The sequence below is a fragment of the Mycobacterium toneyamaense genome (assembly GCF_055384815.1).
On the sequence record NZ_AP040333.1, the window covers coordinates 4,169,706 to 4,195,077 of the forward strand.

22 protein-coding genes are annotated in these 25,372 nt (G+C 67.1%); 11 read left to right on the plus strand and 11 right to left on the minus strand.

Features of this window, described 5'->3' with window-relative positions; genetic code table 11:
- Positions 1-54: 54 nt before the first annotated feature.
- Together ACZ5IQ_RS20085 and ACZ5IQ_RS20090 are read right to left on the minus strand one after the other, a co-directional pair.
- Positions 55-930 carry a glycoside hydrolase family 16 protein gene (locus ACZ5IQ_RS20085; RefSeq protein WP_346416876.1) on the minus strand — a complete coding sequence of 292 codons (876 nt, stop codon included), beginning with the start codon at positions 928-930 and terminating at the stop codon, positions 55-57.
- A 230-nt stretch (positions 931-1,160) separates the two neighbouring features.
- Complete coding sequence (locus ACZ5IQ_RS20090) at positions 1,161-1,769, minus strand: TetR/AcrR family transcriptional regulator (protein WP_212806463.1); 609 nt, start codon at positions 1,767-1,769, stop codon at positions 1,161-1,163.
- Between the two features lie 44 nt (positions 1,770-1,813).
- Between ACZ5IQ_RS20090 and ACZ5IQ_RS20095 the strand changes: the two genes are divergently transcribed.
- The gene (locus ACZ5IQ_RS20095; protein WP_212806464.1) at positions 1,814-2,971 is read left to right on the plus strand and encodes a phosphotransferase family protein; all 1,158 of its coding nucleotides are present in this window, start codon (positions 1,814-1,816) and stop codon (positions 2,969-2,971) included.
- Positions 2,971-4,086, plus strand: a complete 1,116-nt coding sequence (locus ACZ5IQ_RS20100) for an Rv3169 family protein (protein WP_244872828.1) — start codon at positions 2,971-2,973, stop codon at positions 4,084-4,086. The genes ACZ5IQ_RS20095 and ACZ5IQ_RS20100 overlap by 1 nt, the downstream gene beginning before the upstream one ends.
- Positions 4,087-4,160: 74 nt before the next feature.
- Here ACZ5IQ_RS20100 and ACZ5IQ_RS20105 read toward each other — a convergent pair whose 3' ends face one another.
- From ACZ5IQ_RS20105 to ACZ5IQ_RS20115, 3 genes are all read right to left on the minus strand, one after another.
- A complete protein-coding gene (locus tag ACZ5IQ_RS20105) occupies positions 4,161-4,529 on the minus strand; it encodes a DUF4345 domain-containing protein (RefSeq protein WP_212814719.1) in 369 nt (122 codons plus the stop codon).
- Between the two features lie 77 nt (positions 4,530-4,606).
- Positions 4,607-4,789, minus strand: a complete 183-nt coding sequence (locus ACZ5IQ_RS20110; protein ID WP_212806465.1) for a hypothetical protein — start codon at positions 4,787-4,789, stop codon at positions 4,607-4,609.
- A 140-nt stretch (positions 4,790-4,929) separates the two neighbouring features.
- Entirely contained in the window at positions 4,930-6,402 is a 1,473-nt protein-coding gene (locus ACZ5IQ_RS20115; RefSeq protein WP_212806466.1) for an acetyl-CoA acetyltransferase, read from the minus strand.
- 244 nt (positions 6,403-6,646) lie between these two features.
- Between ACZ5IQ_RS20115 and ACZ5IQ_RS20120 the strand changes: the two genes are divergently transcribed.
- From ACZ5IQ_RS20120 to ACZ5IQ_RS20140, 5 genes are all read left to right on the plus strand, one after another.
- Complete coding sequence (locus ACZ5IQ_RS20120) at positions 6,647-7,750, plus strand: acyl-CoA dehydrogenase family protein (protein WP_212806467.1); 1,104 nt, start codon at positions 6,647-6,649, stop codon at positions 7,748-7,750.
- A gap of 1 nt (position 7,751) precedes the next feature.
- Positions 7,752-8,936: an acyl-CoA dehydrogenase family protein gene (locus ACZ5IQ_RS20125; protein ID WP_212806468.1), complete on the plus strand. Its 1,185-nt coding sequence runs from the start codon at positions 7,752-7,754 to the stop codon at positions 8,934-8,936.
- Positions 8,933-11,326 carry a CaiB/BaiF CoA-transferase family protein gene (locus ACZ5IQ_RS20130; protein WP_212806469.1) on the plus strand — a complete coding sequence of 798 codons (2,394 nt, stop codon included), beginning with the start codon at positions 8,933-8,935 and terminating at the stop codon, positions 11,324-11,326. Before ACZ5IQ_RS20125 ends, ACZ5IQ_RS20130 begins: the two co-directional genes overlap by 4 nt.
- 12 nt (positions 11,327-11,338) lie before the next feature.
- Positions 11,339-12,250 carry a LysR family transcriptional regulator gene (locus ACZ5IQ_RS20135; protein ID WP_212806470.1) on the plus strand — a complete coding sequence of 304 codons (912 nt, stop codon included), beginning with the start codon at positions 11,339-11,341 and terminating at the stop codon, positions 12,248-12,250.
- Positions 12,251-12,336: 86 nt separating this feature from the next.
- Entirely contained in the window at positions 12,337-12,675 is a 339-nt protein-coding gene (locus ACZ5IQ_RS20140; protein WP_212806471.1) for an MmcQ/YjbR family DNA-binding protein, read from the plus strand.
- Between the two features lie 297 nt (positions 12,676-12,972).
- Here ACZ5IQ_RS20140 and ACZ5IQ_RS20145 read toward each other — a convergent pair whose 3' ends face one another.
- The 3 genes from ACZ5IQ_RS20145 to ACZ5IQ_RS20155 are packed head-to-tail and all read right to left on the minus strand — an operon-like array spanning position 12,973 to position 16,606.
- A complete protein-coding gene (locus tag ACZ5IQ_RS20145; protein ID WP_212806472.1) occupies positions 12,973-14,442 on the minus strand; it encodes a flavin-containing monooxygenase in 1,470 nt (489 codons plus the stop codon).
- Between the two features lie 55 nt (positions 14,443-14,497).
- A complete protein-coding gene (locus ACZ5IQ_RS20150; RefSeq protein ID WP_244872827.1) occupies positions 14,498-15,454 on the minus strand; it encodes an alpha/beta fold hydrolase in 957 nt (318 codons plus the stop codon).
- Between the two features lie 60 nt (positions 15,455-15,514).
- Positions 15,515-16,606, minus strand: a complete 1,092-nt coding sequence (locus ACZ5IQ_RS20155) for an NAD(P)-dependent alcohol dehydrogenase (protein ID WP_212806473.1) — start codon at positions 16,604-16,606, stop codon at positions 15,515-15,517.
- Positions 16,607-16,675: 69 nt separating this feature from the next.
- Between ACZ5IQ_RS20155 and ACZ5IQ_RS20160 the strand changes: the two genes are divergently transcribed.
- Entirely contained in the window at positions 16,676-17,530 is an 855-nt protein-coding gene (locus tag ACZ5IQ_RS20160; RefSeq protein ID WP_212806474.1) for an EamA family transporter, read from the plus strand.
- A gap of 57 nt (positions 17,531-17,587) precedes the next feature.
- The gene (locus ACZ5IQ_RS20165) at positions 17,588-18,559 is read left to right on the plus strand and encodes an NADPH:quinone oxidoreductase family protein (protein ID WP_212806475.1); all 972 of its coding nucleotides are present in this window, start codon (positions 17,588-17,590) and stop codon (positions 18,557-18,559) included.
- Here the strand turns inward: ACZ5IQ_RS20165 and ACZ5IQ_RS20170 are convergent.
- The 3 genes from ACZ5IQ_RS20170 to ACZ5IQ_RS20180 all read right to left on the minus strand — a co-directional run bounded on the left by ACZ5IQ_RS20170 (position 18,546) and on the right by ACZ5IQ_RS20180 (position 23,780).
- A complete protein-coding gene (locus ACZ5IQ_RS20170; protein WP_212806476.1) occupies positions 18,546-20,159 on the minus strand; it encodes a CocE/NonD family hydrolase in 1,614 nt (537 codons plus the stop codon). The two genes, ACZ5IQ_RS20165 and ACZ5IQ_RS20170, sit on opposite strands and share 14 nt — an antisense overlap.
- A 153-nt stretch (positions 20,160-20,312) precedes the next feature.
- Positions 20,313-22,142, minus strand: coding sequence for an acyl-CoA dehydrogenase (locus tag ACZ5IQ_RS20175; RefSeq protein WP_212806477.1), 1,830 nt, complete (start codon positions 22,140-22,142; stop codon positions 20,313-20,315).
- 183 nt (positions 22,143-22,325) lie between these two features.
- Positions 22,326-23,780, minus strand: coding sequence for an aldehyde dehydrogenase family protein (locus tag ACZ5IQ_RS20180; RefSeq protein WP_212806478.1), 1,455 nt, complete (start codon positions 23,778-23,780; stop codon positions 22,326-22,328).
- Between the two features lie 134 nt (positions 23,781-23,914).
- Here ACZ5IQ_RS20180 and ACZ5IQ_RS20185 point away from each other — a divergent pair, with 134 nt between their 5' ends.
- Together ACZ5IQ_RS20185 and ACZ5IQ_RS20190 are read left to right on the plus strand one after the other, a co-directional pair.
- Entirely contained in the window at positions 23,915-24,574 is a 660-nt protein-coding gene (locus tag ACZ5IQ_RS20185; protein WP_212806479.1) for a cysteine hydrolase family protein, read from the plus strand.
- Positions 24,575-24,636: 62 nt separating this feature from the next.
- Complete coding sequence (locus tag ACZ5IQ_RS20190; protein ID WP_464480139.1) at positions 24,637-25,371, plus strand: sulfite exporter TauE/SafE family protein; 735 nt, start codon at positions 24,637-24,639, stop codon at positions 25,369-25,371.
- Position 25,372 lies beyond the last annotated feature (1 nt).

Sequence of the window (25,372 nt, forward strand, 5' to 3'; positions counted from 1 at the left end):
GCCGATCACGCCGACGGCGCACGGTCCGGACCCCGGCCACCGCCGGACCGTTGATCAGAAGACGCGGATCCAGTCGATCAGCATCTCGGCGGGGTAATTGCCGCCGGCAGGCTCGCGACCGCCGGACCCACCGATGGCCAGGTTGAACACCGGGGCCAAGGTGTACCCCGGATCGTTGAAGGGCCAGTCGTCCAACGAATTGGCCGGCACCGCGAAGAACGGCTCTTGCCCCGGCGCGTAGTCCTTCCAGAAGTACATTCCGGTCGGCTGCCAGGTCATCCGCCAGGTATGCCACCCGCTGTCGATCGGATGCGGGTCGGTGGCGAACGACGTGCCGTCCAACCGGGCGTGCACCGTCGTCCCCGATGGCCAGTCCCGGTTGCCGTACCACTCGACCAGGTCGACCTCGCCGCCGCGGACCGGATCGTCATTGAGCAGCCAGAAGGCCGGCCAGGCGCCGTCCGTGAGGCAGTTCAGTTTGATCCGCGCCTCCCAGGTGGTGCCGACCCCTCCGCGCCAGTTGCCGACGACCTTGGCGCTCGCGTAACGCTCCCGGATGTTCGCGCCGGGACCACGGGTGGCCCGGATGACGAGGTTGCCCTTGCCGTCCTGGAACACGTGCTCCTGATCGGTCACGTACCGGCCCATGTTGTACGGCTGGTCCCATTCGACGGGGTTTCGGATGACCTCGCGCTCAGGCACGATGAACCACCACGCCGGGTCCGGCGGGGCACCCGCGGGGCCGTTGAATTCGTCCCGGAACAGCATTGCCGGGCCTGCCGCTGAGCCGGCAGGCGCAGCAGGCGCGGCCCCCGGGCCAGTCCCCGGACCTGGGGCAACGGGCAACGGGTCGGCGTCAGCCCTCGGGGATCCCAGCACGGTGGTAACCGCGCCGAGGCCAACCATCATCATGATCTTGCGACGATCCATATCCGGCACATCAGCAATCGTAGGCGACGCACCGTCGCGACACGGCTAACCAAGTAGCCTGGTTGCGGAAGTGTTCGAGCTCGTCGCCGTGGCGGATGCCCAACGGCCATTCGCTCGCGCCAGCCCGAGAGCACGCGGATGACGAGGTTCAGAACCGCACTCGGCAACACCGTGATCAGGTCCCATGCTGATTCAAAGGCGCTGGCGCCCAAGAGCTTCCGGCGAGACCGTCAAGCCCCGCTGATCACTCCATGCGTGACAATGGTCGCCGTCTCGTCGACCCACAGCTCGTCGAGTTCACTCTCGGGATGCAGCAACATCCGCAGCATCGTTGCGCCACCGATGATCTCGATGAGCCGTTCAGGCTTGACGTCGGCCTGGACCTCGCCGCGCTCGATGCCATGCTCGAGCCGCACCCGCACCACGTCGAACAGCCCATGGAAGCGTGCGACGACCCGCGCGTTGAGCTCCTCGTCGGCGCTCATGTCCGCCATGAGTCCCGGAAGCGCAGCCCGCACGGCCGGGCTGGTGAACACGTCGCGCGCTGCGGCGATCATGGCGCGGATGTCGCCGACGATGTCCCCTTCCGGGGTCGACAGCGCGGTCGGCGTCGTGGGGAACGCCGCTTCATGCACCAACTCGGCCTTGCTCGACCAGCGGCGGTACAGCGCCGTCTTCGTCGTTCCCGCACGTTCGGCGATGGCCGCCATCGTCAGATTGGCGTAGCCGACTTCGGGCAGCAGTTCGGCGGCAGCGGTCAACACCGCGGCGTCGATCCGGGGATCGCGTGGCCGACCGGCGCCAGAGGGCTTGTCAACCGCTTGCAGGTCTGATTTCATAACGCTACGCATCGTATCGTAATTATCTCGGGAAGGAAGGTTCAGTGCCGAACCAACCGGCGGACAGCTCCGTCACGGTCGAGACGAACGTCGACCATATTCAGCGCTCCAGCCGTGACGTGACAACAGTTCCGGACATCCTGTCACAGTGGCTGTCCACCGTGATGGAAGGCGGCATCAAGCCCGAGATCACCGTCGAGAGCGGCGTCGACTCGAACGGAATGTCTTCCGAGACAATCATCATCACCGGCCGGTGGACCGAGGGCGGCACGCCGGTGGAGCAGAAGTGGGTCGTCCGGGTCGCGCCGACCACCGAGGACGTCCCCGTCTTCTCGTCCTACCGACTGGACCACCAGTTCGACGTCATGCGCCTGGCCGCCGAACTCACCGACGTCCCGGTCCCCCGCGTCCGCTGGCTGGAGAACACCGGCGAGGTGCTCGGCTCGCCGTTCTTCCTGATGGACTGCGTCGACGGCGTGGTGCCGCCGGACGTCATGCCGTATACATTCGGCGGCAACTGGTTCGCCGACGCCACCCCGGAGCAGCAACGCACGCTGCAGGACAGCACCGTGGAGGCCATCGCCAAGCTGCACTCGATCCCCGACGCGGAAAAGACCTTCGGCTTTCTCCAGGAAATCGACCCGCCGGGCGACACTGCGCTGCGCCGGCACTTCGGCTGGCTCAAGGAGTGGTACCAGTTCGCAGCGTCGGGCCTGGGCCGCTCACCGCTGGTCGAGCGTGCCCTCGTCTGGCTGGAGGAGAACTTCCCCGAGGACGTCGCGGCATCCGAATCGGTTCTCGTGTGGGGTGATTCGCGCATCGGCAACGTGATGTACCAGGACTTCCGCCCCTCCGCGGTCCTGGACTGGGAGATGGCCACCGTCGGCCCGCGCGAGTTCGACGTCTCGTGGATCATCTTCGCGCACAAGGTGTTCCAAGAGCTCGGCGGCCTGGCCGGGCTGCCCGGCCTGCCGGACGTGCTGCGCGAAGAGGACGTTCGCGCGACCTACAAGAACTTCACCGGCGTCGAGGTCGGTGACCTGCGCTGGTTCTACATCTACTCCGGCGTGGTGTGGTGTTGCGTGTTCATGCGCACCGGCGCCCGCCGCGTGCACTTCGGCGAGATGGAACAGCCCGACGACCTCGAGTCGCTCTTCTACCACAAGTCGCTGCTGGAGAAGCTCCTGGAAGGAACAGCCTGATGCTCGGCCCCATGGACGAATACCCGATCCACCAGGTCCCGCAGCCCATCGCGTGGCCCGGGTCCAGCGACCGGAACTTCTACGACCGCTGCTACTTCAACGCCCACGACCGCACCGGCGACATCTTCGTCATCACCGGCATGGGCTACTACCCCAACCTCGGGGTGAAGGACGCCTACTTCCTGGTCCGCCGCGGTGATACCCAGACCGCCGTGCACCTGTCCGACGCCATCGACCAGGACCGCCTGAATCAGCACGTCGTCGGCTACCGCATCGAGGTCACCGACCCACTGCACCAGGTGCGCATCGTGCTCGACGAGACCGAGGGCATCGCCGCTGACCTGACATGGAACGGCCTGTTCGACGTCGTGCAGGAGCAGCCGCACATCATGCGCCAGGGCAACCGCGTCACACTGAACGCGCAGCGCTTCGCGCAATTGGGTTCCTGGAGCGGCACCCTCGCCATCGACGGCGAGGACATCGAGGTCAGCCCGGACACGTGGATCGGTTCGCGTGACCGGTCCTGGGGCATCCGTCCCGTCGGTGAGGCCGAGCCCGCCGGCCGGCCGGCAGACCCGCCTTTCGAGGGCATGTGGTGGCTGTACGTACCGCTGGCGTTCGAGGAATTCTCGCTCGTGATGATCATCCAAGAGGCCCCCGACGGCTTCCGGTCACTCAACGACTGCAGTCGTGTCTGGAAGGACGGCCGCGTCGAGCAGCTCGGCTGGCCGCGCGTGAAGATCCACTACGTCTCCGGTACCCGCATTCCCACCGGGGCCACCATCGAGGCGACGGCGCTGGACGGCACGCCCGTCCGCTTCGACGTGGAATCCAAGCTGCCCGTGCCAATCCACGTGGGCGGCGGCTACGGCGGTGACGCCGACTGGCTGCACGGCACGTGGAAGGGCGAGACGTTCACCGAGCGCCTCACCTACGACATGACCGATCCGGCGATCATCGCTCGCTCCGGCTTCGGCGTCATCGACCACGTCGGCCGTGCGGTGTGCCATGAGGGCAACAAGCCGCCGGCCGAAGGCTGGGGCCTGTTCGAGCACGGCGCGCTCGGTCGCCACGATCCGTCGGGCTTCCCGGACTGGCTGACGATGGCCCCCTAGTTTTGCTCTTCAGGAGCAAACAGGAATGTTCCCCGATACAACGGCGTATCGGGGAACATTTGTCTTTGGTGGCGCTAGCCGGCCCACCACAGCGATGCAGCGAGCAGAACTTCGGCAAAGCCGTAGAACCAATTGGGGTAGAACGGTGTTCGGTCACCGGCGACCGCGGACACGATGCGCCCGAATGCCATCCCGAGCAACGCCACGCTCACGGTGACCACGATGCCGGTACGGACCTGCTCGGGAGCTGCGATGGCGTATCCGAGGATCGCCGCGATGGCCAACCCGAAACCGCCGTAGACCGCCCGTACCTCTGCCCGAGATGCGGGGCCGCCCAATGTGATTCCGAAGGGCCGCAACATCTCCGCGGGGGCGGTCAGGGCCCGCAGGCCCATGCCCGCAAAGAACACCGCGTTGACGCCGACGACGACGTTCGACGCCACTGACACCGTTACCTCCCGACGACGACGGACCGGCAATCAGCATGACGTATGTGGGTCATGTCGTCACGCGCAACGACTCAGAGTCGCCACATTTCGCGCTCGGTGGCGGCCTGCTCGAATGCCTTGTGACGGAAAGTCTCCGGCTGGCGGACTTTCGCAGCGAGATGCAACCGGGTCACGAACGCGGTGGTCTTGTCCGACCACCAGTGCATCGCGGCCGCGGCGGGGTGGAAGCCAACTGACGCAGAGTTTGTGGCCATCGCGGTGTCCCTTCACGAACTCCGACAATGCTTTTGGGATCGCACAACCTCGGCGACGGGCACCGTCGGCACTAGTGCATCGGTTCAGCGACGGAGGTACCCGATCTATTCCCCGCGGCAGGCCGTTGTTCGCTGTCGGCTTACTCCAGCCCGGCGGTGCCGTCCGCGCCAACGGTGACCTTGGCACCCGCGAGGTCGTCGCGGATGCTGGCCTCGGCCTGCGACGGGTCGGTGATCACGGCGAGGGCCCGGCTGCCGCTGGGTGTCCGGACAGCCACGAAGACCTTTTCGGGAACGCCCTCGCGGGTGACCGGCGTGGTCCAGGTTTCCACGGTGCCGGTTCCGGACCATTCATCCTCGGCCACCACGGTCGGTTCGGCGTCGACCTCGGATTGCACATCTTCCCAACGGAATTCACGTGCCGGCGGCTCGGTGCTGTAGACGCCGAAACTGTGCTTGGTCAGGTAACCACCATTGGCGGTGATGAGCCCGATCTGGCCAGGATTGGCCACCAGCCGCTCCGCCATGGCGGCGATCGAATGCGACACATAGTTGTTCCACGGCCCACCGGCGAAGGTCAGGCCACCGGTCACGGTCAACGGACGCGCCGGATCATCGAGGGCCAGTCCCAATTCACGGGCGGCGACCTGCACCGCCGACGGGAAGCACGAATACACGTCGACCGCATCGATGTCATCGATGCCGAGCCCGGTGAGCTCCAGCACCCGACGGCCCGCGATGCGGATCGCCGCCGACCCGGAGAAGCTCGCCCGCTCCCCGATCAGATAGGTGTCGTGGGCGTCGGTGCCGGCGTGTGGGAAAACCCACCGGTCCCTGGGAATCTGCAATTCTTCGGCCTTGCCCACCGAAGTCAGGATCAGGGCCGCACCCTGGTCGACCATGTTGTTGGAGTTCATCAGCTTGGTGTACGGCCAGCTGATCATCCGGTTGTCCGGACCGGGCTGCCAGATCTGCTCGGCAGACACCGCGTCCCGACTCCAGGCGTGCGGATTGCCTTCTGCCACTTGACTGAACCGGGCCCACAGCTCGCCGATCCGGCGACGATGCTCCTCGATGCCCTCCCCCGTCGCGATCCGCAACGCCTGCTCGAACATCGGGTACACGTGCGACGGCGCCACCAGCCCGATCCGCAGTTCTGCGGGCCCGGCCATGGTGAATTCGGGGTCACTGGGTGCGAGTGGCACCGACTCGTCCTGCTCGGTGCCGGTGAGTCGTTCGCCGCGCGCCTTCAACCGTGTTCGGGTACGCCAGGTTTCCCCGCCGGCGATCAGCACCACGTCGTTGCGGCCCCGCTCAATGTCCAGGCACGCCTGGTTCACCAGCGACTGCGGCACGTTGCCACCGATCGGGGTGTACCGGGTGACGGCGTCGGCCGCACCGATGCGCTGCGCCAGCAGTAAGCCGGGGTCCCGGTACCGCACCGACAGCAGGTTGACGATCCGGACGGCGTCGACCGCCTCGAGGACGCGCGCGTTAGCGGCGGCCCGGGCCGCGGCCTCCATCAGGTCGACAGGCTCGCCGGCCGGGTTCTCGTCGTACTGGTTGACCTGGCCGTAGCCGACGAGCACCGGGGTTCTGGGATCAAGTGACACTGACGTTTCCTCTTCTGGCGCCGGACCTGCTCCGGAATACCTCCACCTTGGCGGCATGCGGGCGGCACTGTAAACGACCAGCGCGGAAATCCGCACATGAGCGTTCGCGACATCTGCCCGCCCTCAAGACTCGCAGATGTCGCATGAGGAAACGTATAGGTGTCGCACAATGCGATTTACAGGCGGGCGCCGACAGCATTGCATGGAGCCGAGACGGTGCATGGACCTGCAGAAGGGTGAACACATGACGATGAGCGTGGCCGAACGAGCCGAACTCGCTGCGGCCGTCAAGGACCTGCTCAGTGAACATTGCACCGAAGCCGACGTCCGCCGCGTGATGAGCACCGACACCGGATTCGATCGCGACCTCTGGAACAAGCTGGCCGCCCAGGGTGTGGCGGGCCTGCTCGTCGACCCGGACCACGGGGGCGTCGGGCTGGGCGCACAGGAGCTCGAGGCGGTCGCCGAGGTCACGGGTGCAGCGTTGCTACCCGCCCCGTTCCTGTCGAGTGCGGTCTTTGCCACGGCCTTGATCCAGGCCGCCGGCACCGACGACGACAAGGCACGGCTCTTGCCGGGGTTGGCCGAAGGTTCCTCGATCGCAACCGTGGCAGCCACCGGGCCCCGTGGCACGTGGGCACCAGATGGTGTTGCGATTCAGGCAGACCGGCACGGCGACGGGTACCAACTCACCGGCTCCGCGCACTATGTGCTCGACGGGCAGATCGCCGATGTCGCCCTCGCCGTGGCGAAGACCGGCGAGGGCATCGCGATCTTCGAGGTCGCCCCGAACGCACCCGGCTTCGACCGCACCGCCGCAACGGTTTTCGACCCCACCGTCCGGCTGTCGACGTATACGTTCGACCAGACCCCGGCCCGTCGCATCGGCACCGGCGGCTGGGCGGCTGTCGAAAATGCGTTGTCCCTCACGGTGATCGCCCTCGCCGGTGAGCAGGTCGGCGGGGCCCGTCACCTGTTCGATCTCACCGTCGAATACCTCAAGACCCGGATCCAGTTCGGGCGGCCCATCGGCAGCTTCCAGGCGATCAAGCACATGGCGGCCGACCTGCTGCTGGAAGTCGAATCCGCCACTTCGGCGGCACAGCATGCCGCTGCGCAATTCGATGCCGCCCCGGTGGGCGCCGACGGTCCCGTCGCCCTGGCCGGATTCGCCTGTGCGGAGGCCTATCACACCACTGCCATGCAATCGATCCAGATGCACGGCGGCATCGGCTTCACCTGGGAGCACCCCGCGCATCTGTTCCTGCGCCGGGCACGCACCGGCCGTCAACTGTTCGGCAGTTCACGTGACCATCGTGAGCGCTACCTGGCATCCAAGGGGGCCTGAGATGACGACCACCGCAGACGAGCTGCGCACCGAGGTTCGTGACTGGCTCGCGCAGAACTGGACCGCGTTGCCTCCGTCGGACGATCCCTGGGTGAGCTCACCCGAGGAAATCGCCTGGCGTCAAAAGGTTCTCGACGCCGGCTACGCCGTGCCCACATATCCGCCCGATTGGTTCGGCCGCGGCTACCCGAGCAAGCTCGCCGCGGTGATCCAGCAAGAGTTTCGCGCCGTCAAGGCCCCGGGCGCCTGCCAGGACAAGCACAACATTCCTGCCAACACCTTGTTCGCGTTCGGCTCGGACGAGCTGAAACATGAACTGCTACGGGACTTTCTGACCGGGGCGGCCCGCACCTGTCTGCTCTACAGCGAGCCCGGCGCCGGATCGGATCTGGCCGGGGTGAGCACCACAGCGGTGCGCGACGGCGACCGCTGGGTGGTCAACGGCCAGAAGGTGTGGACCTCCGGAGCGGCGACGTCCGAATACGGTCTGCTGATCGCACGCACCGACTGGGATGCGCCCAAGCACAAGGGCATGAGCTACTTCATCATCCCGATGCGGCAGCCCGGCATCGAGGTGCGGCCTCTGGTCCAGATCACCGGTGAGGCGCATTTCAACGAGGTGTTCATCTCCGATGCCACCGTGCCGCATGCGAATCTCATTGGCGGAGAAGGGAACGGCTGGCGCGTCCTGCAGACCGCCCTGGCGTACGAACGCTCCATCATGGGCGACGGCGGCCGCGGCTCGCGCAACAAGTCCAAGGCCGACAGCCTCGTGGAACTGGCTCGCGCGCACGGCCGCCTCGACGACGCCGCCCTGCGCGAGCGCCTTGCGGACGTGTTGGCGTTGCGGGAACTCAACCGGCTCAACAACCTTCGCGCCAAGGCGTCCACCAGTCAAGGCACGTCGAGTTCGATCATGTCGCTGGGCAAGCTCGCGATGTCGCGAATCCTGCACTCGGAGGCCGCGCTGAAGACCGAGATCATCGGTACCGAATCACTGCTGGCGGGTCCCGACAACCCCGAGGCCGACGACGTGAACTTCCTGTCCCTCAACGCGTTCTTCACCTCCATCGGCGGCGGCACCGACCAGATTCAGCGCACCATCATCGGCGAACGCGTGCTGGGGCTGGCGAAGGAACCCGAGACCGACCGCGACATCCCGTTCCGCCAGGCGCGACGCAGTTGACGATCACGGCCTACGATCCGCCGCTGTCGGGCATCGAGATACTCGATCTGACAGCCGGACCCATCACAGCCGTCGGCCGGCTTCTGGCCGATCTCGGTGCCCACGTCACGTCGGTGCACCTGGCCGGTGTAACCGCGACCGACACCACCGGACCACGCATCGACGGAGTGCCCATCGGCACCGCCATCAACCGACACGGGATCCCTTCGGTCGAGATCGATCCGTCGACCCCGGCCGGGCAGCAGGCGTGGGCCGACTTGGTGGCGACCGCCGACATCCTCATCGAGAACACGCGTCCGGGATCGGCGGCCGAGGAATCCTTGGCGGTCAACCAGATTCACGCTGACCATCCGGCACTGGTCATCCTGTCCATCAGTGACTTCGGTCGTGATACGCGATATCACGACTGGCAGGCCACCACTCCGGTGCTGCACGCGTTGACCAGCGAGCTGTCCCGCTCGGGCATCCCGGGACAGCCACCGCTGGTGCCGCCGAGCGCGGACCTGCCGTACCACGTCGCCGCGGCCCAGGCCGCCTTCTTCACCCTCTGTGTGTTCCTGGATCGGCTGCGCACGGGCACAGGCGATCTCATCGATTTCTCGGTGCTCGAAGGTGCGATGCAGACCCTCGACCCGCCATTCGGCACGGCAGGCAGCGCGGCGGCCGGCGTGCCCATCAGCGAACAGCAGCGCGACTGGATCGCCGAGCAGCAGCGCTATCCGATCTTCAAATGCAAGGACGGCCACGTCCGCATGTGTGTGTTGGCAAAACGCCAGTGGCAGGGCATGTTCGAGTGGATGGGGCGCCCGGCGGAATTCGCCGACCCCAAGTTCAACAGCCTCCGTGAGCGTTTCGCGTCCGCCACCCTGTTCGGCGCCATCGAGCAGTTCTGTGCCGACAAGACCCGCGCGGAGCTCGAACTGGCCGGACAACGGCACGGCGTGCCGACGGCCGCGGTGCTGAGCCTGGCCGAGGCGCTGTCCACCGAACAGGTTGCCGCGCGCGGATTCTTCCGCGAGACGGAGCTCTCCCCCGGTCTGACCGCACCCGTACCGGTCGGTGTCGTCGAGATCGACGGGCACCGGGCGAGCAGCCTGAACATCAAGGCGCCGAGTGAGCGACGACTCCGCGACGCCCCCACGCTCACCGCGCGCCCCCGCAGCGGCCTCGGACTGCCCCTGGAGGGGCTGCGCGTACTGGACCTCGGCGTCATCGTCGTCGGCAGCGACACCGGCCGCCTGTTCGCCGACCTCGGCGCCGACGTCGTCAAGATCGAGAACTCCGCCTTCCCTGACGGGCTCCGCATCAGCCTCACCCGGATGACGCAGGCCTACGCCGCCGGTCACCGCAACAAGCGGTCGATCGGGATCGACCTCCGGTCCGCGGAAGGCCGCGTGCTGGCACACCGGCTGGTAGCGCAGTCCGACGTCGTGCTGAGCAACTTCAAACCCGGTGTAGCAGCGGCGCTCGGCATGGATCACGCGACACTGCAGCAGGTGAATCCGGGCATCGTCGTCGTCGACAGCTCGGCGTACGGAGCCACCGGGCCGTGGGCGAAACGACTCGGCTACGGGCCGTTGGTTCGCGCCGCGGCGGGCTTCACCGAGCTGTGGACCTACCCAGATGACCCAGATGCGTTCTGCGACACCGTCACGGTGTACCCCGATCACGTGGCGGCGCGGATCGGGGCGTTGAGTGCCGTCGCGCTCCTGCTGCGCCGCGAACGCAGCGGTGGCGGCGGATCGGCGAGCATCGCCCAAGCCGAGGTGATGCTCAGTCACCTGGCCGACGACATCGCCGGCGAGGTGCTCACCCGGCGCGGTCATGCTCGCGACGACCAGCCGGCTCGTGACGCACCGTGGGGCCTGTTTCCCGGCGCTGGTGATGACACGTGGATCGCGGTCACGGTCCGCGACGACGCCGACTGGTCAGCCCTGTGCGCGGCGATCGACCGGCCCGATCTCGCTGCCGATGCGGAGCTGGGTTCGCGGTCCGGGCGGGATCGTCAGCGCGCGCGGCTCGACGAGGCGCTCAGCGCCTGGACATCCCGGCACCCACCGGCAGAGGCCATGGCGCGGTTGCAGGCGGCGGGCGTCCCGGCCGGGGCTGTCCTGCATGCGGTGGAGGTCCCCGCCTGGGACTACTACGTCGAGCGACGGGCTTTCCGGGAGGAACTACATCCGCACGGGACCGCACCGTTCATGATGGAGAACGTGCAAATCCACGCTGACCTGATCCCCGATCCCCCGCTGGGGCAAGCGCCACTGCTCGGCGAGCAGACGCGTGAGATCGCGGCCGAACTGCTCGGCCTGGATGATCAGACAATCGACGATCTGATTGCCCGCGCCATCCTCGAAGTACCTGCGGCAGCAGCACATTCAGGACGGTAACCACCCCGTCCCATGGAAATCGATTTCACCCGCCTTCGCTACTTCGTCGCGGTCGCCGAAGAGCTGCACTTCAAGCGCGCTGCCGATCGGCTGATGATCACGCCGCCGCCGCTGAGCAAGCAGATCAAGTTGCTCGAGCGCGAAGTGGGCGGGGAACTTTTCGAGCGCACCTACCACGACGTCCGCCTGACACCGCTGGGTATGCAGCTGCTGGAGCCGGCCCGCGACATCCTGCGGCGGGTGGAGGAGCTGAAGGCCACAGCGTCACGAATCACGCAGGCGAGCAACCCCGTTCGCATCGATGCGACCGCCTACGCGCCATCTGATTTCCTGGCGAGATTCGAGCAAGCGGTGGCCGGCCTCGCGATACCCACCGAGTTCAGCGTGCCCGGGTCGGCGGCCGAGGTCATCGCCAAACTCGTTTCCGGGCACACGGATCTCGGTCTGATCCACCTGCCGGCCGCCGACAAGCGCATCCGGCACCGGGTGGTGGCCACCTATCCGGGCGCGGCGGCGGTGCGGTTCGACGACCCGCTCGCCGCCAACGACACCATCGCCATCGAAGACCTGCGGGACCGCGATGTCGTGATCGACTTCGCCCGGCCCAATCCCGTGGTGCTGGCGCAGATGACGCGGGGCCTGAACGAACGCGGCGTCACGCGCATCGTGCGCGCCGTGAGTCAGCTGGGCGGTGAGCTGGAGATGGCCAGCCATGTGTTCAACCGGTATCTCGTCGCACTCGTCAGCTACGCGCCCGCCTCCACGCTGGGCCGAATCTTCTCGCCGCCCGAATTCAAGCTGATCCCGATCGATGAAAGCACCTGGGCGCCGGCCAAGATCGCGCTGGCGTGGGCGCCGGACCGGCTGCGTGATCCAGCCGAGATCGAGGCACTCGTCGGACAGCTCGCCACTGTCCTGCGCTGAGTCGCGCGCGAAATACCTGTCACCGCCCGACGGTAGGCTGCCTCGACGGACAAACTCCACCAACGCAGCTCCGGAAGGTTCAAACCGTGCTCGATGCCGATGACGTGCGCCGCATCGCGCTGTCCCTCCCGGAGACCACAGAGAAGGAGCGTTGGGGCCACCCGACTTTCGACGTGGCGCGCAAGATGTTCGTCACGGTGCCCGACGATCAGACCTCGTTTGCGGTGCGCTGTCCGAGGTTCGACCGCGAAGAGCTGATCGCGGCCGAACCGCACAAGTTCTGGGTGCCGCGACATGAGGCGGCGTCGTCGTGGGTGCGGGTCCGGCTGGAGGCGCTCGACGACGAGCAGGAACTGACCGACATCCTCGCCGACTCGTGGCGACTGGCTGCCCCGCCCAGACTCACCGAGCAAGAAGAATCCTGAACGCCGAAGGTGCGTACAGATCGTCAGATCTGTGGAAGAGGCGCGCTGATTGCACAGTCGTGGCGGGGTGTGGTTCATCGACTTCGTGACTGTGCAATCAGACGGTCGAAATCGTGAAATCGACGATCAGGTGGCACAGTCGCGACCCACCCCCGGCTGGGCACTTGACAAGCAAACGTCTTGTGGGCTTTGACCGTGCGCTGACGCTCACAAAAGTTCGAGTAGTGAAGATCCTGAGCGCACGATCAACGCGAGGCCGACGTTCTGCACCGCGCAGGGGACCGCTCGCGGGAGAAATCAGACCCGCTGAGCAGCCCGTCCGAACACCATGGACTCTTCGATGCGGTCGAAGCGGTGGTCGATCACGTCGAGCACGTAGTTGTGCCGGACATGCCACGGGCGATGGGTACCGGATTTGGGCAGCGCGTGGGGGTTGCGGTTGATGTAACCGGCGTCGAGGTCGAAGGTCTTCTTCTCGTCCATCGGAACGTCACCCAGATGCGGATAGGCGTGGGTGTAGCCGTGAGAGTCCATGTACGCCACCAGTTTTGCGAACGCACGGGCAGTCATGTCGGCGCGCAGGGTCCACGATGCGTTGGTGTAACCCAGGCACCATGCCATGTTCGGCACGTCCTCGAGCAGGAACTCCTTGTAGACGTAACGGTCGGACGGGGTGATCGCGACCCCGTCGACCGACAGGGAGATGCCGCCGAGGGCCTGCAACTCCAGCCCGGTCGCGGTGACGACGATGTCGGCGTCAATGCGCGCACCGGATTTCAGCACGATGCCGTTGGCATCGAAGTGGGAGATGTGGTCGGTGACGACCTCGGCGCGGCCATCACCGATGGCGGTGAAGATGTCGCGGTCGAGCACCGCGCAGAGGCGTTGATCCCACGGGTCGTATTTCGGGTTGAAGTGCACATCCACGGGGTAGCCCGGCGGCAACGCGGCCATGGCCCGGTTGCGGATGAGGCGGCGCCCGCCCTTGGGGAACTTCCGGAGCAGGTTGTAGCTGAGCACGCTGATGAGCACGTTGCGGAACCACACGATGCGGTGAGCGATCTTGTCCGGCAACAGCTTCCGGATGAAGCTGACCATCGGGTCGATCTGCCACTGCGACATCAGGTAGGTGGGTGACCGCTGCAGCATGGTCACCTTCCCGGCGGTCTTCGCCATGGCGGGCACCAGGCTGACCGCGGTGGCACCACTGCCGATCACCACGACCTTCTTGCCGGCGTAATCCAGTGACTCCGGCCAGAACTGCGGATGGACGACGTCGCCGGCGAAGGTGTCGATGCCCGGGAAGTCCGGCGTGTAGCCCTTGTCGTAGTTGTAGTAGCCGGTGCCGCAGAACAGGAATCGGGCGCGGTAGGCCCTGGCCTCGCCGTTCTCCACGGCGTGCACCGTCCAGGTGTCGGTCGCCGAATCCCAGTCGGCCGACTGCACATGGGTGTTGAAGGTGATGTGACGGTCGATGCCGTGCGTGTGTGCCGCGGTGGTCAGGTACTCGCGGATGTGATCGCCGTCTGCGATGTTCTCCGGCCGCTCCCACGGCTGGTACGGGAAACTGAGCGTGAAAATGTCGCTGTCGGATCGAATACCCGGGTAGCGGAACAGGTCCCAGGTGCCACCGATGCGCGTCCGCCGCTCCAGGATCCGGTAGGTCACCTGTGGGTTGCGTTGATGCAGCCGGTACGCGGCGCCGATGCCGGAGATACCGGCACCGATGATCAGCACATCGAAGAACTCGCCGTCGCTGGCCGTCATGAATCTCCCTTGATCAAATCCGGTACCGCCGGTTTCACCTTAGGACATGGCGATCCTAGGCCGTCGAGCTGTGGGCCACTCCTGCGAGCAGCGCCCGCAAATGCTGATTGACCTGCTCGGGACGCTCCAGGTTCGCGCAGTGACCGCCGCCCAGTTCCACGAACGACCACAGATTCGGCACGTTCCTGGCGATCCGGCGGGACGCCGCGATGGGCAGCAACCGATCTTTGGTGCTGCCGATGACGAGCGTCGGCACCGTCAGGTTGTCGAGTCCGATGTGGTGAGCATCGAGGTTGTCCACCAGCGCGTTCACCCATCCGCTGCGGCCGGCTGCGGAAGTGCCCATGAACAGTTCGTAGACGTAGTCGGCCACCGCGGGGTCGGCGTCACGTCCGACGGCGATCATGGCGACGAACTGGCGCGCCGCCCTACGCGAACCCGGCACCAGCGGGGCTCCGCCGAACGTCTTGAGGATGCGGCCGGCGGCGTAGGCCCGGGACTTCGCCAGCGAGTTCGGGACCTGCGCCAGCTGGACCAGCTTCAGCAGGTCACCGGTCGTGGTGTTGATCAGGGCGACGGCGTCCGCGCACTCGGTGACCCGCTGCGGGTAGCGCTGCGCCCATGAGCTGATGGCAATACCGCCCATCGAGTGCCCCGAGAGGACGGCCCGCTCCCCCGGCCGAAGCGTCGCGCTCAGCACCGCATCGAGGTCGGCCGCGAGAAAGTCCAGGTTGTACTTGTGGCGGCCGCGGGGAGCTTCACTCTTGCCGTGACCGCGGTGGTCGTAGGCGATGACCCGGTAGTCGCTCGCCAGATCCGCGATCTGATTGCCCCATACGCCGATGGCGCAGGTGATGCCGTGGGCGAACACGATCGGCTGCCCGTGTTCGGGACCGAACACCTCGGCGTGCAGCCGCGTGCCGTCGACGGCCTTGATTTCCATGGATCGGCCTGGTGGCAGCGCCGCGGGACGCCCGGGTTTGACCAACTGCGAATGAGTGAAAGCGGTCATGCTGCTCCGTTTCGGGTTCGGCGACGTTGCCGGCGGGACATCCCGTACCAGCGAGCCTACCTAAATAACCAGCACTGGTTTGACGGCAAAACCGGCGGCGGCGTCCGACCAGGCGTCGGCGAAGCGGTCGAACGGGTAGGTCCGTACCAGTTTGTCGACGGGCAGCTCGCCCCGGAGGACGTGTCCGGCCAACCGCGGGATGAAGCTGTGCGGCTCACTGTCCCCTTCGATGACCCCCTGTATCCGCAGCCCGTTGGCCAGGATCAGCCCCACGGGAAGTTCCGCGGTCAGCGCGCCCAGCCCGACGAGCGCGAGCGTGCCGCACTTACGCAGGAGCGTCAGCGCGGTGCTGATGACGTCGCCGCGCGCGGTCGTGTCGACAGCCAGCGTCGCACCACCGCCGGTGAGCTCCATGATCTCGGCCGGCAAGGTCTCGGAGGCCGAGTCGACGGCCCCGGTGGCACCCAATTCGATTGCCAGCGAACGTCGTTCGGCGATCGGGTCGACCGCGATGACCGTGCGACAACCGGCGATGCGGGCCCCCATCACCGCCGAGAGACCGACTGCGCCGGCGCCCCACACGACCAGCACATCGTCGGGTCCCGCGGCCAGGGTGTTCAGCACCGCGCCGACCCCGGTCTGCACACTGCAGGCCAGCGGTGCCGCCAGCTGGGCATCGATGCCGTCGGGCAGCACCACGACATTCGACGTGTTGGCCAGCGCGTGGGTGGCGAAGCTGGACTGCCCGAAGAATCCGCCGCGAACGGGCTGACCGTCGAGCCGGAGCGCGCTCGACTCGTCACCGCGGTCACCGGCCATGTTCAGGCGACTGGCATTGTCGCAATAGGCGGGCGTGTCGGATGCGCACGCTGCGCATTGCGCGCAGCTGGCGAACGTCAGGACGACGCGCCGGCCGACGTCGATGCGAGCGTCCGGTCCAGCCGCCAGGACCGTGCCCGCGCCTTCATGGCCGAACACCATCGGCAGGCGCTTCTCCGGCCAACGGGCGGCCGTGCTGATATCGGTGTGGCAGATGCCGACGGCATCGATGCCGACCAGCACCTCGCCGCCCTGCGGTTCGCGAATCTGGACATCGGTCAGTTCAGGGGCCGAACCCGGGCGGAGCAACACGGCGGCACGTGCGTCGATCATTCACGGATGGTAGGTCGACGGTAATCTGCGCCGGGTGACCGGGATCGACAACTGCCGGGTGCCGCGCGGATGACGCCCCGCCAGTTGCCCCGTTGGTCGGTCCCGTTCGTCTTTGTCACCGGTGCGGCGTCGCAGTACCTGGGTGCCGCGATCGGCGTGTTCCTCTTCTCGACCACCCAACCGGCCACCGTCGCTTGGCTCCGGGCCGCGGCCGGTGCGCTGGTGCTGATGGCCTGGCGCCGGCCGTGGCGAATGCCGTTGACGCGCCGCCGTGTCGCGATCGCGACCCTGTTCGGGTTGATCACCGTCGGCATGAACATCGCGTTCTACGAAGCGCTGGCCCGTATCCCGTTGGGCACCGCCGTCGCGATCGAATTCATCGGCCCGACGCTGGTGGCCACGCTCGGGTCACGCAGACCGCGTGATCTTCTGGCTGCTGCCCTGGCCGCCGGCGGAGTTGCTCTGTTGGCCGGCATCGAATTCACCTCCGAGCTCGCCGGCGTGGCGTGGGCACTGGCTGCCGCGGCGCTCTGGGCCGGTTACATCATGGTCGGCAAACGGGTGGCGGACGCACACGGCGGTCTCGACACGCTCGCCCTCGGAATGTCGACCGCCGCAGCCATTTTGGGCCCGGTGATCATCGGCCTGCAGGCCCACACGAACTCGGCGGTGTTCGTCGATCCGCGCACCTGGCTGCTCGGCCTCGGCGTCGGCCTGTTGTCGACGGCCATCCCCTATGCGCTCGACCAGATCGTCCTCCGTCAGGTCGGCCAGGCGAGGTTCGCGATCCTGCTGGCACTGTTGCCCGTGACGGCCGCCCTCATCGGGCTCACCGTGCTGCATCAGATTCCGGCGATCGGCGAGATCGCCGGCATCGGACTGGTGGTGACCGGCCTCTTACTCGGTGCCCGCGGCGGAGCGTGACGTGGACATGCGACAGTGGCAGGGACCCACCGGCAATGCCTACAGGAGAAGAGCACCATGCGCGCCATTCAGATCGCCCGGTTGGACGGCCCCTCGGCGGCCGAACTGAACGACATTCCCGAGCCTGACGGCGCCGGCCTTGTGGTGATCGAGGTGCACGCCGCCGGTGTCGCCTTCCCCGACGCGCTGCAGTCGCGCGGCCTGTACCAGCACAAGCCGGAATTGCCGTACACCCCCGGCGCCGAGCTCGCGGGCGTGGTGCGCAGCGCACCCGAGGGCGCGCACGTGGCGGCCGGCGACCGGGTGGCGGCGTTGACCATGTTGTCGGGCGCCATGGCGGAAGTCGTTGCGCTACCGGCTGATCGGGTCTTCAAGCTGCCGGACTCGGTGTCGTTCGAGGCCGGCGCCGGACTGCTGTTCAACGATCTGACGGTGCACTGCGCGCTGCGTACCCGTGGACGACTGACGCCCGGCGAGACGGTGCTGGTGCACGGCGCCGCGGGCGGCATCGGCACGTCGACGCTGCGCCTGGCCCCGGCGTTCGGCGCCGCCCGCACCATCGCGGTGGTAAGCTCGCCGGACAAGGCCGAGATCGCCCGTGCCGCTGGGGCTTCCGACGTCGTGTTGGCCGACGGTTTCAAGGACGCGGTGCGTGAGCTGACCGACGGCCGCGGCGTCGACCTGATCCTCGACCCGGTCGGTGGCGACCGGTTCACCGACTCTCTTCGGTCCCTGGCACCCGGTGGCCGGCTGCTGGTCGTGGGATTCACCGGCGGCGATATTCCGACGGTCAAGGTGAACCGCCTGCTGCTCAACAATGTGGATGCGGTGGGTGTCGGCTGGGGTGCGTGGGCCATGACCCACCCGGGTTACCTCGCCGAGCAGTGGGAGGAGCTGGAGCCGCTGCTGGCCTCCGGTGCGGTGACCCCGCCGGCTCCCGAGGTCTATCCGTTGGAGCGGGCCGCGGACGCCATCGCCTCGCTGGAAAACCGTTCCGCCAAGGGCAAAGTGGTCGTCACGTTGCGCTGACCGGCAACACCAGCCGGGACTGGCCGCCGTCGCCGTGCGCGATGGTGTGCACCGAGGGCACCATCTCGGTGGCGGTCCCGAGCGGATCGCCGGTGCCCAGATTGCGCGCGAACCGCGGGAAACAGCCGCCCGCGACCAGCAGGCGGATCCGGTGGCCGGCCGCGAATCGGTAGGCGGTCGCGTCGAGTTCCAGGCGCAGCAGCGCCGCGGGGGCGTCGGCCGCGGTGAGCCGCAGATAGCCGTCGGTGACATTGGTCGAATGTCCGTCGGGCCCAACGTCACTGATGCGCACGAACACGTCGGCGTGCGGGTTGTCGGTCCGGTGGTCCAGTTCGACGTACGGCGTTCCGATGACGTCGAGGTCAGCAGGCAACACCGGGCTGGTGAAGGTCAGCACGTCCGATCGCTCGGCGAGCGCGGTGTCGTCGATGTAACCCGACTTGCCGGAAACCAGAAGGCGCCCACCGATACTCGGTGTCGGGTCGGCCGGGTCGTAGACGAACGTGGACGGCGCCCCGCTGTCGGGCGGGGTCTCGGCCAGCGCCGCGCCGGGGTGCAGGTGCCACACCTGTTCGGCAGCCGGCGGTGGCCACTCCTGCATGTCGAGCCAGTCACCGCCGGCAACACAGATCCGCACGGGGGCCGCGGCGCGGCGGGAACCGTCCAGCCACAGTACGGATTCCTTGATGGCCTCGGTACCACCGGACCCGTGTGTCCACGGGCCGACGGTCAACGCCACTTCGACACCGCGGGCCCGCAGTCGCCGGTACTGCTCGAGGGTCTGGTCCACGAACACGTCCTGCCAACCGGTGATCAGCAGCACCGGGCCGCGCAGGTTGTCGAGTGCGGCCGCCACACCGTTCTCGGCCCAGTACGGCGACGACGGATCCGGCTGTTCGAGCCACGCGTTGAACCACGGGGTGCGTCCGCCCAGGAGTTCGGCGGCGGCCGGATCGAGCGGCAGCGTCTCCAGAACCGGCTTGAGGGTGCGCGGCGTCGCCATGCCGCGGAGAATCTGGCGAATCCAGCCCCCACGGTGCTGCCAGGCCACTTGATAACTCCAGCCCAGGAAATCGCCGAGCGCGAACGACCCTGTGCTCCATACCGAGTGTCCGAAATCGTGCGGCGCCATGGTGATCACGGAGGTGGTCAGGTCGTCGGGTTGGTCGACGAGGAGCGCCAGCTGGGTGAAGCCCAGGTATGACGCCCCGACAGTGGCGAATTCTCCCCCGTACCAAGGCTGTTCACGCAGCCACCGGACCGTGTCGGCACCGTCGTCGACCTCGTGACGGCCGGGCTCGAACGCACCGTCGGACCCGAAGGTGCCGCGCGTGCTCTGCAGCACGACGTGGAAGCCCTGCCCCGCGTACAGCCCGGCGAACACGCGGTTGGGCAGGCCGTCGCGGCCGTAGGGCCCCCGCATCAGCAGCGTGCCGGCGGGCTTGCGGCGCTGCGGCGCGTAGTGATCGGCCAACAGGACGGCGCCGTCGCGCATCGGCACCGGAAGCGACCGCTCCACCCGGAAGCTCGTGGCCCGCGGCAAACCCAGCCGGCGGGTCAGTGCGCGGGCACCGAGCCACGCCAGGGTGTCGCGTCGCACGTCACACTCTCCTCGTCCGGTCGTGGGCCTTGGACCATTTTCCACGGCGGCACCAGATCCACGGCAATCGACGGCCGGAACTGTGATCTGTTCGACGACCGGGGATTTGTGCACGATTTTCCGCGGCAGACGCGGAAAATCGTGCACAAATCCCTAGAAGGCCGAGGTCTCCAGCTCCATGACGTCGGTATCGAGCGTCTCGATCACCTCGCGCACCGAGGTCAACAGCGGCAGCATGTTCTTGGCGAAGAACTTCGCCACCGCCACCTTGCCGGTATAGAACGCGTGGTCGCGTTCGGAGGCGCCGTCGAGCGCCGCCAGGGCAATCTGGGCGGCCAGGATCAACCGCCAACCGATCACCAGGTCGCCGACCGCGAGCAGGAAGCGCACCGAGCCCAGACCCACCTTGTACAGCTGCTCGGGATCCCCCTGGGCCGCCATCAGGTAGCCGGTCAGCGCGGCGGCCATCGCCTGGACGTCGGCGAGAGCCGTTGCCAGCCGGTCGGTTTCGGCCTTGAGCTCCGGCCCGGCACCATCGATGGTTGCGGTGATCTGGCTCGACACGTGGGCCAGCGCCGCGCCCTGGTCGCGGATGATCTTGCGGAAGAAGAAGTCCAGCGACTGGATGGCCGTCGTGCCCTCGTACAGCGCGTCGATGCGAGCGTCGCGGATGTACTGCTCGATCGGGTAATCCTGCAGGAAGCCGGACCCGCCGAGTGTCTGCAGCGATTCGGAGAGCATCTCGTAGGCGCGCTCGGAGCCGACGCCCTTCACGATGGGCAGCAGCAGGTCGTTCACCCGGTGCGCCAGATCGGCGTCGGCACCCGAAACGAGTTGCGCGACATCAGCATTCTGGTAGGCCGCGGTGTACAGGTAGACCGCGCGCAGACCTTCGGCGTAGGCCTTCTGCGTCATCAGACTGCGTCGCACATCGGGGTGCTCGATGATCGCCACGCGCGGCGCGGTCTTGTCCGCCATCTGGGTGAGATCGGCACCCTGGATGCGCTCCTTGGCGTAGGCCAGCGCATTGAGGTAGCCGGTGGACAGGGTGCCGGCGGCCTTGACGCCCACCGTCATCCGGGCGTTCTCGATGACCTTGAACATCTGCGCGATGCCGTTGTGCACGCCGCCCACGAGGTAGCCGATGGCGGGCTTTCCGTGGGCGCCGAACGTCAACTCACACGTCGGTGACGACTTGATGCCCATCTTGTGTTCCAGGCCGGTGACGTACACGCCATTGCGCTCGCCCAGCTCGAGGGTCTCGGGGTCGAACAGGAAGTTGGGCACGAAGAACAGGCTGAGTCCTTTGGTGCCCGGGCCCGCGCCTTCTGGCCGGGCCAGCACCAGGTGGAAGACGTTCTCCCCGGTGTCACCGACGTCGCCACCGGAGATGAAGCGCTTGACGCCCTCGATGTGCCAGGTGCCGTCGGGCTGTTCGATGGCCTTGGCCCGTCCCGCCCCGACATCGGAGCCGGCGTCCGGCTCGGTCAGCACCATGGTGCCCGCCCAGCCCTTGTCCATGGCCGTCCGCGCCCAGTGCTGCTGCTCCTCGGTACCCACCTCGGCCAGCGTGTGCGCCATTGCCGGCCCCAGGCCGTACAGGAACGTCGCCGACGGGTTCGCGCTGATGAGCATCTCCTGCGTCGCCCACACCAGCGCCGCCGGCGCCGGCGTCCCACCGGCGCGCTCATCGAGGCCCAGGCGCCACCATTCGGCTTCCTTGACCACCCGCACGGTCTTGGCCAGCTCCTCGGACACCGTGATGCGGTGCTCGTCGGGCAGGAACACCGGCGGGTTGCGGTCGGCTTCGACAAACGTCTCGGCGACAACGCCTTCGGCGAGCTTCGAGACCTCGTCGAGGATGGATCGCGCGGTATCGGCATCGAGGTCGCCGTAGCCACCCGCGTCCAGGGCCGCGCCGAGCGGCAGCACTTCGAACAGATTGAATTCGATATCGCGCAGATTGGCGATGTAGTGGCTCACGCACCTCAGGATCCGCGTCCCGCCACGAGGTACGCAACCGTAAGTCTCGCCAACCTACGGTTACGGACCCGAAGGTTCTGAGGTCACACCCACATGTGACCTCCACCACACCGCGTCCCCCGGGGATTTGTGCACGATTCTTCGTGGTCGGCGCGGAAAAACGTGCACAAATCCCAGGGCCGGCTACAACTGGACGATCACGCTCTTGTTCTTCAGGTAGGCCTCGAGGCCTTCGCGACCGAACTCCTGGCCCCAGCCGGACTGCTTGTAGCCGCCGAACGGCAGGTCGTGGTCAAAGACCAACTGGCAGTTGACCTGAACACTGCCGGCCTGCAGGCGCTTGACGATGCGGTGCGCCCGGCTGACGTTGGTGGTCCACGCGGTGGCCGCCAGGCCGTAGCTGGTGTCGTTGGCCATGGCGACGGCCTCGTCTTCGGTGTCGAACGGCAGGATGCTGACCACCGGCCCGAAGATCTCCTGCTGGTACAGGCGCATGCCGGGGTCGACGTTGGTCAGGACGGTCGGGTGCACGAAGTAGCCCTTGCGGTCCAGCCGGTAGCCGCCGGCGACGATCTCGACGCCGTCGTTCCTGCCTTCATCGATGAAGCCCAACACCCGGTTGAGCTGTTTGGCACTGATCAGCGGGCCGCTCATCACGCCTTCTTCCTCCGGACCGCCGTACTTCATGAAGTTGGCGACGTTCGCGATGCCCTCGACCACCTGGTCGTAGACGCCGCGCTGCACGAAAATCCTTGAGCCGCAGACGCATCCCTGCCCGGAGTGGATGAAGATGCCCATGGCCGCGCCGAAGATGGCCTTGTCCAGCTCGGCGTCGTCGAAGATCAGCACCGGCGACTTGCCACCGAGCTCCAGCATGACCTTCTTCAGGTTGCCCGCCGAGGCCTTGACGATCTCCTTGCCGACTTCCGTCGAACCCGTGAAGGCCACCTTTTCGACGTCGGGATGCGCGGTGATGGCGGCGCCCGCGGTGTGGCCGTAGCCGGTGATCAGGTTGACAACACCCTCGGGCACGCCGGCCTCGTGAATCAGGCGATCGAGCAGCAACGCCGAAAGCGGAGTCTCCTCAGCGGGTTTCACCAGGCTGCTGCAGCCCGCGGCCAGCGCCGGGGCGATCTTGGCGCAGGCGTTGAAGATGGGGCCGTTCCACGGGAAGATCAGGCCGACGACACCGTACGGCTCACGCAGCGTGTAACCGTGCTGATCGACGTAGGCGTCCGAGGCGATACCGCTGGTGCGGATGTCGTAGGCGGTGCCGTTGATCTTGGAACACCAGCCGGCGTAGTAGCGGAAGAACTCGGCGCACGTCGGCACGACGAGCTCGGACTGCATCTTCATCATGCCGGTGTTGGCCGAGTCGATGGCCGCGAACTCAGCGGTGTGCTCGTCGATCAGGTCGGCGATGCGCCACAGGATCTTGGCGCGTTCCCGGCCGGGCAGCCCAGACCACACGCCGGCCTCGAAGGATGACTTGGCGCGGGCGACGGCCTCATCGACGAACTCGGGTCCGCAATCGGTGAACTCGCCGATCTGCTCTTCGCTCACCGGATCGATGATCGGGATGAGCTCACCCGTACCCGGGCGCTTCTGGATGTCCTCCAAGACCGACTGCAGCGTCATCGCGTGCCTCTCATCGTCAGCGAGTGCGCGCCCGGGGTGGGCACGCAACAAATGCTGTGCAGTTGCTTAGCATTGCCGCGATCAGGTCGTCAAGAGTGGCTCACGTCGGCAGGTTGTCTGGAAAGATCGCAGCTGTGTCTGCCGGCCACGACTACACCTCCCCTGACCTGGCACGCAGCGCCCTGGTGCTGATCGACGTGCAGAACGATTTCGTCTCGGGCCCGTCGCAAGTCGACGGCACCGCCGAACGGGTGCCCGCGATGGCCCGGCTGCTCGCGGCGTTCCGCGCGGCGCACCGGCCGATCGTGCACATCGTGCGTCTGTACGTCCCCGGCGGCAGCGATGCCGACCCCCCACGCCGGGCCGCCATCGAGTCCGGGAAGCAGATCGCCGCCCCGCACACCGACGGAGCCGCGGTACCCGGGGAACTGCTGGCACATCCCCTCGACTACGACTCGCTACTCGCGGGCGGCGTCCAGCACGTGGCGGCGGGCGAGGTCGTCATGTTCAAACCACGGTGGTCGGCGTTCTACCGCACGGCGCTGGAAGAGCATCTGCGCGACCTCGGCGTCAACACTGTCGTGGTGGCCGGCTGCAACCTGCCCAACTGTCCGCGCGCCACCCTGTTCGACGCCTCCGAGCGCGACTTCCGCGCCGCGCTGGTCACCGACGCCACCTCGCAGGCGACGCCCGAGCGGCTCGCCGACCTGGCGCTCATCGGCGTCGAGACGCTGACCACCGCCGACGTCGAGCAGGTCTTCCAGGCCGCTGAAACCTCACAGGAACACCAGTGAAGAATTCACGGGGTGAGACCGCACAGTAAGACGCGCCCCTGACCGCCCTCGCGATCACCGCGGTGCTACTGGCCGGCATCGCCGCGGGAGTGATCAACGCCGTGGTCGGCTCCGGCAGCCTGATCACCTTCCCTGTACTGATGGCCGTCGGTTACCCACCGCTGGTCGCCAACATGTCGAACTCCGTGGGACTGGTGCCCGGCAACTTCACCGGCGCTTACGGCTACCGGCACGAGCTCGGCGGCCAGGGCCCGCGCATCCTCCGGCTCGGCGTGGTCTCACTGGCCGGAGCGATAGTCGGTGCGGTGTTGCTGCTCAAACTGCCGCCCGGCGCATTCACCGCGGTCGTACCGTGGTTGATCCTGCTGGCCGGCGCACTGGTCCTGGTGCAGCCCGTGTTGCGCCGCGCGCTCGATGCGCGACGCAGCGCGCCGCGGTCCACTGACCATGCCGCGCCGCTGTACGCGGGCGTGTTCGGGTGTGCGGTGTACGGCGGCTATTTCGGTGCGGCGCAAGGCATCATCATGATGGCCCTGTTCGGATTGTTCGTGTCAGAAGATCTGCAGCGCCTCAACGGTGTGAAGAACATCTCTGTGGGACTGGTCAATTCGGTCGCGGCCATCATCTTCATCGTCGTCGGCCAGGTGGCGTGGCTACCGGCGCTGCTGCTGGCCGTCGGTTCGACCATCGGCGGCTACATCGGGGCGAAGATCGGACGCCGCCTGCCCCCCAACGCCTTACGCGCCTGCATCGTCGTGGTCAGTGTCATCGCGTTCACCGTCATGATGCTCCGGTAGC